At 56.2% G+C, this 12,846-nt stretch carries 9 protein-coding genes and 1 tRNA gene; 1 reads left to right on the forward strand and 9 read right to left on the reverse strand.

Annotated elements, in window-relative coordinates; genetic code table 11:
- Positions 1-86 precede the first annotated feature (86 nt).
- A tRNA-Val gene (locus tag HMPREF2854_RS06065) sits at positions 87-160 on the reverse strand.
- A 99-nt stretch (positions 161-259) separates the two neighbouring features.
- Entirely contained in the window at positions 260-694 is a 435-nt protein-coding gene (locus tag HMPREF2854_RS06070) for a DUF3052 domain-containing protein (protein ID WP_232219420.1), read from the reverse strand.
- Positions 695-955: 261 nt separating this feature from the next.
- Between HMPREF2854_RS06070 and aceE the strand changes: the two genes are divergently transcribed.
- The gene (gene aceE, locus HMPREF2854_RS06075) at positions 956-3,661 is read left to right on the forward strand and encodes a pyruvate dehydrogenase (acetyl-transferring), homodimeric type (RefSeq protein ID WP_070620661.1); all 2,706 of its coding nucleotides are present in this window, start codon (positions 956-958) and stop codon (positions 3,659-3,661) included.
- A gap of 74 nt (positions 3,662-3,735) precedes the next feature.
- On the opposite strand, the gene pulA is transcribed toward aceE, so the two are convergent.
- The 7 genes from pulA to HMPREF2854_RS06110 form a co-directional block, all read right to left on the reverse strand.
- The gene (pulA, locus tag HMPREF2854_RS06080) at positions 3,736-6,741 is read right to left on the reverse strand and encodes a type I pullulanase (RefSeq protein ID WP_070620466.1); all 3,006 of its coding nucleotides are present in this window, start codon (positions 6,739-6,741) and stop codon (positions 3,736-3,738) included.
- A 234-nt stretch (positions 6,742-6,975) separates the two neighbouring features.
- Positions 6,976-8,436, reverse strand: coding sequence for an aspartate ammonia-lyase (gene aspA / locus HMPREF2854_RS06085; RefSeq protein WP_070620471.1), 1,461 nt, complete (start codon positions 8,434-8,436; stop codon positions 6,976-6,978).
- 72 nt (positions 8,437-8,508) lie between these two features.
- Positions 8,509-9,243 carry a succinate dehydrogenase/fumarate reductase iron-sulfur subunit gene (locus tag HMPREF2854_RS06090; RefSeq protein ID WP_070620474.1) on the reverse strand — a complete coding sequence of 245 codons (735 nt, stop codon included), beginning with the start codon at positions 9,241-9,243 and terminating at the stop codon, positions 8,509-8,511.
- Positions 9,240-11,180: a fumarate reductase/succinate dehydrogenase flavoprotein subunit gene (locus tag HMPREF2854_RS06095; RefSeq protein WP_070620477.1), complete on the reverse strand. Its 1,941-nt coding sequence runs from the start codon at positions 11,178-11,180 to the stop codon at positions 9,240-9,242. The genes HMPREF2854_RS06090 and HMPREF2854_RS06095 overlap by 4 nt, the downstream gene beginning before the upstream one ends.
- On the reverse strand, positions 11,180-11,887 hold the full coding sequence (locus HMPREF2854_RS06100) for a succinate dehydrogenase cytochrome b subunit (RefSeq protein WP_070620480.1): 708 nt from the start codon (positions 11,885-11,887) through the stop codon (positions 11,180-11,182). The genes HMPREF2854_RS06095 and HMPREF2854_RS06100 overlap by 1 nt, the downstream gene beginning before the upstream one ends.
- A 108-nt stretch (positions 11,888-11,995) precedes the next feature.
- Entirely contained in the window at positions 11,996-12,325 is a 330-nt protein-coding gene (locus tag HMPREF2854_RS06105) for an acyl carrier protein (protein ID WP_070620484.1), read from the reverse strand.
- A 12-nt stretch (positions 12,326-12,337) separates the two neighbouring features.
- Positions 12,338-12,835, reverse strand: coding sequence for a DUF3145 domain-containing protein (locus HMPREF2854_RS06110; RefSeq protein ID WP_070620488.1), 498 nt, complete (start codon positions 12,833-12,835; stop codon positions 12,338-12,340).
- Positions 12,836-12,846 lie beyond the last annotated feature (11 nt).

Genomic DNA, 12,846 nt, shown 5'->3' on the forward strand with positions numbered 1-12,846 from the left:
GCCGGACAATCGCACAGAAGGTCACGACCATTCGATCGAGAGCTGTAGATACAACTGATGCCCGGCTTTCGCCGGGCATCTGCCTGTGGGCCCAGAGGGACTCGAACCCCCGACATCCACGGTGTAAACGTGGCGCTCTAGCCAACTGAGCTATAGGCCCAACTCCAACGGAGTGGAACGTCAAAGATCATACCCAACTCCGGGAGCAAATTTCATCTTACAAACCACTATTTCATAAAACAGTGGCAATAGTCTCAGTCTACTGGCGAGCCTGAGCGATTAAACGCATTCCCGACCAGTCCTCGCAGACCATGGCTGCAGACGTGGCGCTCATGCCCGCAACCTGTGCAGCGTCGGCCACTACCTCGGGCGGAACGTGATTTGGCGTGCCCGACTTTGGAGTAAGCACCCAGACAACCCCACCATTGTCCATATTCGCAGAGGCATCCAGCAGGACATCTGCCAGGTCGTCCTCCTCCGAATCCTCCAGACGCCACCAAACAATCACGCCATCTACAACGTCTGAATAATCAACGTCTACAAGCTCGTTGCCCGTTGCATCTTCAACTGCGGCGCGCAAAGAATCATCGGTATCTTCGTCCCAATAAAACTCTTGAACAATCTGGCCGCTTTTATAACCGAGACTCGAAAGAGCCGTCGGATCCACCTTTCGGGAATCAGATTTTGATATCACGCGCTCAGTCTACCTAAGTTTCAGGCACACGCATGCCAAATAGTCCACATATGAGCCAAGCAGGCTCCACGTCCTCATCCTGTTTTACACTTCCTGTGTTTTCAGGCACACGTGGACAAAAATCAAGCCGGTACCAAGTGCAAAAACTACCAAAACCGGGGATGATTAGAACCAAAGAAAACTATACGATCCACTAGTGGATACGTTTCGAGAGAAAGAGGATTCGTGGCTGAAGCAGATCACCGCCCAGTAGTCAATGGCATGCTGAGTCAAGTGCCGGACAATGACCCGCACGAAACCGAGGAATGGCTGGAATCTCTAAGAAGCCTTTATGAAGCAAAAGGCGGGCCACGCACCCGCTATATCCTGCTTCACATGCTTGCAGAAGCTCGTCGCAAAGACGTTCAGATTCCTCTAGAACTCACCACTCCCTACATCAACACCATTCCCGTTGATCAAGAACCATACTTCCCCGGCGATGAGGCGACCGAGCGTCAGTACCGCCGCTGGATGCGCTGGAACGCTGCCGTTCAGGTCATGCGCGCCCAGAGGCCCGGCGTTGGCGTTGGCGGACACCTCTCTTCTTACGCGTCGGTAGCGACCCTGTACGAGGTTGGCTTTAACCACTTCTTCCGCGGGAAGAATCACCCAGGCGGCGGTGACCACGTGTTCTTCCAAGGCCACTCCTCCCCCGGCGTTTATGCGCGCGCCTTCCTCGAAGGCCGGCTCACCGAAGAGCAGATGGACGGATTCCGCCAGCAGGTCTCCACCGAGCACGGCATCCCCTCCTACCCGCACCCGCGTCAGCTACCCGACTTCTGGGAGTACCCCACGGTGTCCATGGGTCTTGGCCCCGCCGAGGCGATCTACCAGGCTTGGTTTGACAAGTACCTAGAACTGCGCGGCCTCAAAGACACTTCGCAGCAGCACACGTGGGCGTTCCTTGGTGACGGTGAAATGGACGAGCCCGAATCACGCGGCATGCTTCAGCTTGCAGCGCAGCAGGGCCTGGACAACCTCACGTTCGTTATTAACTGCAACCTGCAGCGCCTCGACGGCCCGGTCCGCGGTAACGGCAAGATCATTCAGGAACTCGAATCGTTCTTCCGCGGCGCCGGCTGGAATGTAATCAAGGTTGTGTGGGGACGAGGCTGGGACCGTCTGCTAGAAGCCGACCAGGACCACGCCCTCGTAAACATCATGAACGAAACCCTTGACGGCGACTACCAGACCTTCAAGGCAAACGATGGTGCATACGTGCGCGAGCACTTCTTTGGCCGCGACCCGCGCACCAAGGAAATGGTTAAGGACTGGACCGACGACGAGATATGGGATCTGCGCCGCGGCGGCCACGACTACCGCAAGGTATACGCCGCCTACAAGGCCGCTGTCGAGCACACCGGCCAGCCCACCGTCATTCTGGCGCACACCATTAAGGGCTACGCGCTGGGCCCGCACTTCGCTGGCCGCAACGCAACCCACCAGATGAAGAAGCTCACGGTTGATGACCTGAAGGGCCTTCGCGACCTCCTACGCATTCCAATTTCGGATGAGGAGCTCGAGAAGAACCCGTACCTGCCTCCGTACTACAAGCCGGCCGATGACGATCCGGTATTGCAGTACATGCTTGAGCGTCGCGCTAAGCTTGGCGGTTTCCTCCCCTCGCGCCACCGGGATGACAAGGCCCTGCCAATGCCGGCAGACAAGCCTTTCAACGCCCTTGCCAAGGGATCGGGCGCCCAACAGGTTGCCACCACCATGGCGTTCGTGCGTCTTTTAAAAGACCTGATTAGGGACAAGGAGTTCGGCAAGTACATTGTGCCGATCATTCCCGACGAGGCCCGTACCTTCGGCCTGGACGCGATCTTCCCGTCCGCAAAGATCTTCAACACGCACGGGCAGAACTACACGGCCGTAGATGCCTCCATGATGCTTTCCTACAAGGAAGCAAAGGAAGGCCAAGTTCTTCACACGGGCATTAACGAGGCCGGTTCTGCGGCTGCGCTACAGGTTGTGGGTACCTCTTACGCCACCCACAACTTCCCGATGGTTCCCGTTTACATCTTCTACTCGATGTTCGGTTTCCAACGGACGGCAGACCAGTTCTGGGCTGCGGGCGACCAGCTCTCGCGCGGATTCATTATTGGCGCTACTGCGGGTAAGACCACGCTTGCCGGTGAAGGCTTGCAGCACATGGACGGCCACTCGCCAGTCATTGCCTCCACGAACCCCGCTGTGGTCACCTACGATCCGGGCTACGCTTACGAGATTCGCCACATCGTGAGGGACGGAATCGAGCGCATGTACGGCCCGAACGAGTCTGGCCGTGACCGCGACGTCATGTACTACCTCACGGTATACAACGAGCCGATCCACCAGCCCGCAGAGCCGGAAAACCTTGATGTCGACGGCCTGATCAAGGGCATGTACATGCTTGACAACTTCGAGGGCAACGGCCCGAAGGTTAAGCTGCTAGCCTCTGGCGTGGGCCTGCCATGGGTTCGCGAGGCGCGAAAGATTTTGCGCGAAGACTGGGGCGTCGACGCAGCTGTCTACTCGGTGACCTCTTGGACCGAGCTACGCCGCGAAGCGATCGCGGTAGACAAGTACAACTTCGAACACCCGAACGAGGAGACTCGCAAGCCTTACGTCACCTCCGTTTTGGAGCAGGCTGAAGGCCCAACCATTGCGACTTCTGACTTCGAGCACCTCGTTCATGACCAGATCGCTCGCTGGGTGCCCGGCAAGTACTACCCGCTTGGCGCGGACGGTTTTGGATTCTCCGACACTCGCGCAGCGGCACGTCGCTACCTGAAGATAGACGCTGAGTCGGTTGTAATCCGCGCTCTCCAGGGCCTTGTCGAGGAAGGTAAGATGGACCGCTCCGTACTTCAGCAGGCGATTGACAAGTATGACCTGTTCAACCCGAATGCGGGCCACTCCGGCGGTGAGGGCGGCGACGCCTAAATCTCTCGGAACACAAAAATGATCCCGACGGCCATTTCAATTGCCGTCGGGATCATTTTTACTGTCACAACACGTTAGTGCCTTCGTGATGTTTGCATTGCAAGGACACCAGCTCCTGCTAACGCCAACGCGAAGAACGCAAGGAGTCCGGCTTCCGCACCCGTTTTCGCCAACGGTTTCGACTCGCCCCGCCCATGCGAATAGGTGGGCTGAGAAGTTACCGAAGGAACCTGCGAACCGCTGGGACTCTGTGTCACCGTGGGTTTGTCGTTATCCGCCGGCACTTCCGTCCCCTTCGTGCTGGGCTCCGTTTCGGTCGTAGCTTCCGTCTCGGTCGTAGCTTCCGTCTCGGTTGTGGCCTCCGTTTCGGTCGTTGGCTCCGTTTCGGCGGGTTTATCCGGCGCCTTCTCAAAGACAACAGCTGACACGTGACCGATCGCAACGTCACCGCTGAAACTGGTATCACCGTCTGACATGCGGGCCATTGGCGCATCATTCAGACCAGACAGGAGCAGCTTCCAATTGCCTTCCGGGAGCGTGACATTCCAGTCCGCATCCGTTGGGTTCACGAACACGATGCGCTCAGGCTGATCCGCAAGCGTCACTTTGTAGGAGAACCGCTTGTCACCGTCCTTAATCGACACTCCCTCATATGCTTGCTCAATCTTCGAATAGTCCACTAGGCGCACCCAGCTGTTTTCAGCACGGAAATTCGCGAGCTCACGGAAGTAAGCAACTGAGTCCTCAAAATCTGCGGCACGATCGTAATCAAATGCGTTGACACTATCAGGCGACTTATAGGAGTTCTCCTCCCCTCCCTTAGTTCGTAGCGCCTCCTGACCGGCGTGGACAAAATTGGCGCCATTTGAGAGGAACTGAATCTGTGTTGCAAACGCATGTCTGCGCACTATGTCTTCCTCCGAAGCACCAGGGAGCGAGCCCCTAAGCTTGTCGTACATCGTCAGATTGTCATGCGCCTCGTTATAGTTCACAGACTGCGACGCATCCGCGTAGTTACGAACATGGTTGGCTCCCTTTATCAGGTTGAACACGTCCCACGCGACGTTGTCTGCGCCACCTCTAGACACATAGCCGGTTCCGCCTTCTGCGTTGTGAGTTCCCTTCATCGTGTCACGGAACTTGTCGTTAAAGAACGAGATACCCGGCATCAGCGTCGCATTATCCTGGTTCGCTCCCTTAACTCCCTCAGGATGATTGCCCATGTTCCAGCCTTCGCCAAGCATGACGATGCTCTCGTCAATCTTGTTTAGCTCAGAACGAATCTCATTCATCGTTTCAACATCATGAATACCCATGAGGTCGAATCGGAAACCGTCAATCGAATACTCCTGCGCCCAGAACTTGAGCGAATCGATCATGTACTTGCGCATCATAGGCTGCTCCGAGGCGGTCTCGTTGCCCACACCCGTGCCGTTTTGCAAAGCGCATCCATCCGTGTGACGGAAATAGTAGCCCGGAACCGTACGCTGTAGCGGCGACAGTTGCGTGTCATACACGTGGTTATACACAACATCCATCACCACATACATGCCAGCATCATGAACCGCATCGATCATGGCCTTCATGTCGCGCACGCGCGATGCAGGGTCTGTGGGATCAGAAGCGTACGAGCCTTCCGGCACATTGTAGTTCACCGGGTCGTAACCCCAGTTGTACTGCTTGTCATAGCCAAGATCGCCCGTCTCATCTACCGTGTAGAAGTCGTACATAGGCAGGAACTGAACGTGTGTTATGCCAAGCGACTTGATGTAATCCAGCCCTGACACGTTACCCTTCTCAGTCTTCGTACCGGTCTCAGTAAGTCCCAGGAACTTCCCCTTGTTCGAAATACCGTTGTTTGGAGCAATCGTCATATCACGAACATGCGCCTCGTAAATAGTCGCGTCCTCGATCCCGCTAAACGGCTTCATACGCGCGCCGTTCCAGCCCTGCGGGTTTACATTTGCAACATCAATAACGACCGAACGTGTAGAGTTTGCCGTTGACGAACGCGCATACGGATCCGGCGATTCATCGACCTTGCCATCTTCAAACTCGATGCGGTAGCGGTATTCCATCATGTTCGCATCGCCCTCGAAAATGTACTCCCAGGTTCCGCGTTCTCCCTTGGTCATAGGCAAGACTTCACCACTGTTGGAATAATTTACGAGGCCAACTGAGGCTGCCGTCGGCGCCCACAACCGGAACGTCGTGGAGTCCGGGGTGTACAGGGCTCCCAGTTCACCATCGTAGAAATACTTGTCATTAAACTCTTTTGAATGCAGTTCATGGCAAGACAAGTCCGGGGTAGCTGGAACGGCGTCCTGCGAGTAGTAAACGTTCGGATCACCCTGCGCTATCCACACCTCGGCTTTGCCGTCCTTAAACTCGGTAATGAATAGATCATCGGGCGTGTTTTTCTCTGCCCACTCGTTGTCTGCCGTGGAGCGACGCAATATCACACCGACCCGGGTAATCGGCTGGTCAGACTCTACGCTCCAAGTTGCCGTCCCATCCGTCAATGCAACGCTTTGACCATCCTGATTCGGTAGCCATGTCCAGATGTTCCAGCCATCATAGTTGCCGGTGTAACGCACGTAGTGAACGGTGAGCTCCGCAGTATACGAGGAAGGGTCCGGATTCTCGCCTGGTTCTGGGCTTGGCGCTGCCTGTTCGGTTACGTCAACCTGCCAGTTCTTTGACTGCTCGGTTTCGACTACGCTCACCTGCAGGTTCTTTCCCACCTCCAATGGCACATCCTGTGACTGGTGAGCCCACTCATTTCCATCCTGCGCACGACGAACGAGCATACCCGCATTCGTAGCACCTTCAGGGATCGAAAACGCTGCTTGAAGCTCGCCGCCCGCTCCCACGTGTAAAGGCACGGACTTTCCATCCTCACCCGAGTACCAAAGCCACACCGAGTAGTTCCCGTAATCACTTTCAGAAACGCTGGCGAGCGGTTTCACCTTTACGTCTACAGACGTTTCAGTAGCATTCGCCTGGACTGGCAATGCCACCAAGCCGGCAAATAGCAAGACCAGGCTTAACAATCCAGCCCAAAAACTCTTGACTCTCATTATTCTCCTCATCATTGAGTTGTAAAAAGTCACAGGTGCTGCAAAATATTGCAACTATTTCAGACCATTACAGCATCTTCCAACCTAGCTTGTCCAGCTTTTGGGGCAAACTACCGACCTTAAGCGCATTTCACCAAAGCTTTGCAAAACATTTCAATCCGTTGCACCGAAGGGGCCGGGCATAACTAATACCCGGCCCCCTTTTGCTTTAAGCCGCGTAGGCGGCCCGTATATTTAAGAACTCAAGTCCTTAGCATCAGTTGGCAGACCTCGCTCGCCGGCCTCCCAAATCTTTCCTTCATACTCGGGCGACACGAGGTTTTGCGCAGTCAAGATTGCCTCAACCTCCTCGCGCGGCAACAAACCCCGCTCAACTATTAGGTCGGAAACCCGCCGACCCGTGCGCGCGGCTTCCTTACCGATCATGTCGCCGTTTTGGTGCCCAATCAGCTCATTGAAGTAAGTAACAATGCCGATTGAGCCCATCACCTGTTCATGCAAATGCTCCCGGTTTGCCGTGATGCCCGTTATGCAACGCTCGGCGAGTGTTACCGTAGCGTTCTCCAGCAAACGCATTGACTCGAACAGCACCTGGGCGATAACCGGCTCCATCACATTGAGCTGCAACTGAGCAGCCTCGGCTGCCATCGTGACGGTCATGTCGTTGCCCACCACTTTGAAACAAACCTGGTTCACAACCTCTGGAATCACCGGGTTCACCTTGGCTGGCATGATAGACGACCCAGCCTGCATGGGCGGCAGGTTAATCTCCTGCAAACCCGCCGTAGGCCCAGATGACAAAAGCCTCAGATCATTACAAATCTTCGAAAGCTTCACCGCAAAACGCTTCAGCGCCCCGTGCACCGACACGAAAGCGCCAGTATCAGATGTCGCATCGATCAGGTTTGCGGCCCTGCGGAAAGGTAGCCCCGTCACCTTGGACAGTTCTTCTACCGCTACCTGCGGGTATCCCTCCGGCGTGTTCAGCCCCGTGCCAATCGCAGTGGCGCCAAGATTGATTGACAGCAGTAGGTCTGCCGCCTGATCAATCACACGCAACTCTTCACGCAGCGAGACGGTGAACGCCTCAAACTCCTGCCCTAAAGTCATCGGCACAGCATCTTGAAGCTGGGTACGCCCCATCTTCAGCACGTCAGCGAACTCGTGGGCCTTCTCATCCAACGCATCCATGAGGCGCGAGGCCGACAGACGCAAGTCTACGAGCTCGCGGTACACCGCCAGGTGGAAGCCCGTTGGGTACGAGTCATTGGTGGACTGCGACTTATTCACATCGTCATTGGGGTGAATAATGTCGTAACGCCCCTTTTCGAAGCCCAGCATCTCGAGGGCTACGTTTGCGATCACCTCATTAGTGTTCATGTTTACGGACGTTCCCGCACCGCCTTGGAACAAATCGAGTGGCCACTGATCGCAAAAATCTTCACTTCCCAAGATTTTGTCGCAAGCCGCCTCAATCGCACGCGCTTTATCCTCCGGAAGCACCTTAAGACGCCTATTCGCCCGAGCCACCGCCTTCTTCACCTGCACCATCGCGATGATGAAATGCGGATAGCTTTCTAGGCGCGTACCCGAAATCTGAAAGTTCTCTATGGCTCGAAGGGTATGGATACCCCAATACACGTCGGCTGGAACTTCCCGTTCACCAAGCAGATCCACTTCTGTGCGCGTTTGCATCCAAGGCCCCTTTCACTTCGACCACCACAAGCATATATATGATTCATATTCGAGGCCGCGCTTTGTGACCGCCTATTTCGGAGCCGGCGCAAACGCTCGCTCGCGCATAACGGTAGCCACTGCCCGTAGCGGGATCCCCGCGGGGCACACCGCTTCGCATTCACCGTATAGAGAGCAGGGGCCGAAGTTTGCCTCCATAACGGCCGTCATATTTTTGGCGCGCTTTCGCCTGACTCGCCCCGGCACCTCCAGCGAAGCTAGATGCGCAAGTTTGGCGCCAGTAAACAAGTTTGCCGCCCCGTTTGGGCATGCCGCAACGCACGCCCCGCACCCGATGCAAGCAGCCATATCCAACGCCTGTTCGGCAACCTCGTGCGTGTTAAATGCCTCGTCCGCATCGGGAGCCGTCCCCGCATCCGTATGCGAGTACGCTCCAGCCATCAAAATTTCATCCAAAGCCGAGCGATCCACCACTAGGTCTTTGATCACCGGGAACTGCTTGGCGCGCAGTGGTTCGAGAGTGACAACCTCACCCTCCTTGCGCTCGCCTACCCGCTGGTGGCAGGCGGGCAAATTCTTTGCGTCTCCGTGCGGGCGCCCATTTACTAGCAACCCGCAGGAGCCGCAAATGCCTTCGCGACAATCAGAGTCAAACGCGATCGGGTCTTTCCCCTCGCGCAAACGTTGAGCGTTCAAGTGATCAAGTAGCTCCAACCACGACATGTTGGGGTCAGCTTCGACCTCGTACGTTTTAAACTGGCCGCGAGTGCCCGGACGGTCTTGGCGCCAAACTTTTAGCTTAATCATTTGTAGCTCCTCGTTGTCGGCTGAACCGCTTCAAAATGCAGGGGCTCGCGGTCTTCAATGAATACCGGATCTGAGTCCCAATCCTTAGTTCGCCAAGCCGTAGTGTGCATCCACTGATTGTCATTCCTAACGGCCTCGCCCTCGAAACTGTATTCTTCACGGAAATGCGCGCCGCAGGATTCTTCGCGGTGCCAAGCATCAACGCACATGGTTTGGGCAAGCTCCAGGTAGTCTTGCACGCGCAGAGCCTGTTCTAGATCCTGATTCAGTTTGAGTTGCGAGCCAGTGACCCGAAGGTTGTTCAAGTAGTTTCGCCGCAGGTAATCTACCTTCTCTATGCCCTTCTCCAGCCCCTCCTTTGAGCGCGAAACCCCGCAGTGTTCGTACATGATGTTGCCCAGCTCCGCGTGGATATCTATTGCGGGGGTGGTTCCCGTTGCGGCCCTCAACTTCAGTATTCGGCTCTTCACCTCTGAAAGTGTGAACAGGGCGGCCGCACTGCCAGCATCTGGACGCTTCGTGCCCAATAGCGTAGCCAAGTAGTTGGGCACCACGTTTGGAATAACGAAGAAGCCATCCACGCACGCTGAGAGCAACGAGTTTGCGCCCAGCCGGTTTGCCCCGTGGTAGGCATAAGATGCCTCGCCGGCAACAAACAGACCCGGAATCGTAGACATCAGGTTGTAGTCCACCCATAGCCCACCCATGGTGAAGTGTGCGCCCGGAGCGATACGCATCGGAGTTTCCCGCGGGTCCTCCCCCGTCACATCAAAGTACATGTCGAACAGGTTGCTGTAACGCTCGTTCAACACGCCTTTGCCTAGCCGTGCGATCGCGTCGGAAAAGTCCAGGTTGACCGCGTTCTTCTTCGGGCCTACCCCGTGGCCAGAAATGATCTGCTCACGCGCCGCCCGCGAAGCCACATCACGCGGAGTGAGGTTACCGAAAGCCGGATACTTCCGCTCCAAGTAGTAGTCTCGCTCGGCCTGAGGAATCTCATTGGCAGGCCGATCATCGCCAGCCCGGCTCGGCACCCAAATACGGCCGTCGTTCCGCAAAGACTCACTCATTAGGGTGGTTTTTGACTGCCATTCATTCTCCACTGGTAGCGCGGTTGGGTGGAACTGGATGAAAGACGTATTCGCTATCGCAGCCCCACGCCGATGCGCCCTCCACGCGGCAGTCGCATTCGAGTTCTTAGCTAGCGTCGAATACTTGTACACGTTGCCGTACCCGCCCGTAGCAAGTACAACCGCATCAGCCATGAGGCAGGTGAGTTCACCCGTGATAAGACTGCGCACCACCGCGCCCACGGCTCGGCCGTCCTCGACAATCAAATCCAACATTTCGTGGCGAATCCACAACTCGACGCGCCCAGCTGCCACCTGTCGCAATAGCGACTGATGAGCCGCAATCTGCAACTGCTGTCCCGTCTGCCCCCGCGAATAAAACGTGCGCGACACCTGCACGCCACCGAATGAGCGGTTCGACAACGCCCCGTCGTACTCTCGCGCAAACGGCACCCCGTGTGCGCAGAGGTGATCGATCACCCGGTTGGACTCCTGCGCAAGCCTCCAGGCCTCGGCCTCTCGTGCTCGAAAGTCACCGCCTTTTATCGTGTCCGTCACGAACCGGAGCAAGCCATCACCATCCACGCGCTTACCCCGCGCCGCATTAATTCCACCTTGAGCGGCAACCGAGTGCGCCCTCCTTGGCGAATCGTGATAGGTAACTGCCGTAACGTTGTATCCAAGCTCCGCGAGCGTGGACGCCGCGCCCGCTCCCGCGAGCCCAGTTCCAACCACGAGCACGCGGAACTTTCGCCGATTTGATGGGGAAACCAGGCGCATGCGCTGTTTGTGTTCATCCCAGCGCGAGGCCGGCTCATCTGCCTGTGGAACGTTCCCATCCAGAACGTTTCCTTTCAAAATAGTCATCACACCGCTCCTAGATTCGCGCTCAAAACCACGGCCGCGTCCCCCACCAAAATCAATATGGCAAGCAGAATCCCGATTGCCCGCATCCACTTGCGCCAAGAACTCGAAGTTACGCCGAGGTCATTAATCGCAAGCTCAAAACCGTGCGCCAAATGAATGGCAAGAGCGAGCAGCACGATCAGGTAAAAGACGGCCATAACCGGCCGATCCAACGAGGCGATCATGTTGGTTGCCGCATAAAACTGCTCGTCTGGGTGCTGGAATGAAGCCGGCTGCACCAGCGCTCCAACCGTCAGATCCAAGATGTGCACAAACACGAAAGCCAGAAGCACGATCCCCGTAGGGAGCATCATCTTAGCGAAATAGCCGCTCAAACCCTTCGGCCGCGCGTTTGCAGTATTAGCCCGGGACCTCTTCCACACGAGTAGCGCACATAACACGTGGATGAGCAGGCAGGCGCCGAGCACAATGCGAGCAATCCACAGCAATCCCTCGTATGGCAAGAGCGGAGTAAACGCCTCGCGTAGCCACTTCGAATATGCGTTGTAGTCTTCGTGCGATGCAAAAATTTTCAAATTGCCGAGCATGTGTACGAATACAAACGCGAGCATCACAAGCCCGGTAATCGACATCGCAAGCTTCGCCGCCCAAGTGGGGAAAACTTGCGCCTTCTCGCGCGGCTGCCAAACCCTTCCGTGGACCGTCATTGCTCACCCCTAACGGTTGAACTTACAGTCCAGTCTATGTAACTTAGTTCACGTTTTTAGTGGATCGAGGGGCACGCTTCACATAGAGTACAAAGCTTCTTCGGCGATTCAACCCCTGGTTTCACGGGCTAGGGCAACGAGATCTTCCAGGGTCTGCAACTGCGCCACGTCAGTATCTTTCAAGCTGATCTTGAGGTCTTGCTCTACAGCCGCAATCACCGCGTAAAGGCCGATCTCATCAAGATCAAAATCATCAGCAAGGCTCATATCGGAGCGAAAATCCTGTGCCTCAACCGTTGATTCATCGAGGAGAGCGGCAACCACTGCCGCCTCGACCTCATCCGCGTCTGAGTTCTCACTTACAGACTCGCTACTTGATTCTTCGGGTTGCTCATCCGACAGGTCATAGCCGAGCATTTCGGCAATCGAGATTCCCACGGATAATCCTCACTAACCAACTCGGTGAAGCCAGCGCACGGACACACCATCGCCCGCGTACCTAAACGGCTCCAACTCTTCATCCCACGCCGCGCCCAATGCAAGATTAAGGCGCTCGCGCAACTCTGCTGGATCCGTTGCCTCCATCGCCGAGCGAATACGATCCTCAGGGACCATCATGTTCCCCGAAGCATCCATTGGAGCATGGAAAATACCAAGATCAGGCGTGTGACACCACCTTGCACCGTCCGAACCCCGCACGGCTTCCTCGGTGATCTCGTAGCGCAGATCGTCCCAACCTCTAAGTGCAGAAGCTAACTGCGCCCCCGTTCCCACGGGGCCAACCCAAGAAAACTCAGCGCGCATAAGGCCGGGCACAGCGCCCTGCTGGGTCCATTCCAAACGCACGTCCTGATCCAGCACCGACGCAACGTTCCACTCAACGTGTGGGCATAGTGCTGGCGGACATGAGTGTACGAAAAGAACACCGCGGGTGTAACTTCCGGACATGGTGCCTCCCT

Origin of the sequence: Actinomyces sp. HMSC075B09, from assembly GCF_001812395.1 — a bacterium.
GTDB lineage: Bacteria > Actinomycetota > Actinomycetes > Actinomycetales > Actinomycetaceae > Gleimia > Gleimia europaea.

What these genes read in the sequence shown, in the direction of transcription:
- HMPREF2854_RS06100 (WP_070620480.1), bottom strand. Translation starts at nt 11,887, where the DNA reads ATGACGGTCCACGGAAGGGTTTGGCAGCCGCGCGAGAAGGCGCAAGTT.
- HMPREF2854_RS06110 (WP_070620488.1), bottom strand. Translation starts at nt 12,835, where the DNA reads ATGTCCGGAAGTTACACCCGCGGTGTTCTTTTCGTACACTCATGTCCG.
- pulA (WP_070620466.1), bottom strand. Translation starts at nt 6,741, where the DNA reads ATGAGAGTCAAGAGTTTTTGGGCTGGATTGTTAAGCCTGGTCTTGCTA.
- aceE (WP_070620661.1), top strand. Translation starts at nt 956, where the DNA reads ATGCTGAGTCAAGTGCCGGACAATGACCCGCACGAAACCGAGGAATGG.
- HMPREF2854_RS06095 (WP_070620477.1), bottom strand. Translation starts at nt 11,180, where the DNA reads ATGACTATTTTGAAAGGAAACGTTCTGGATGGGAACGTTCCACAGGCA.
- aspA (WP_070620471.1), bottom strand. Translation starts at nt 8,436, where the DNA reads ATGCAAACGCGCACAGAAGTGGATCTGCTTGGTGAACGGGAAGTTCCA.
- HMPREF2854_RS06090 (WP_070620474.1), bottom strand. Translation starts at nt 9,243, where the DNA reads ATGATTAAGCTAAAAGTTTGGCGCCAAGACCGTCCGGGCACTCGCGGC.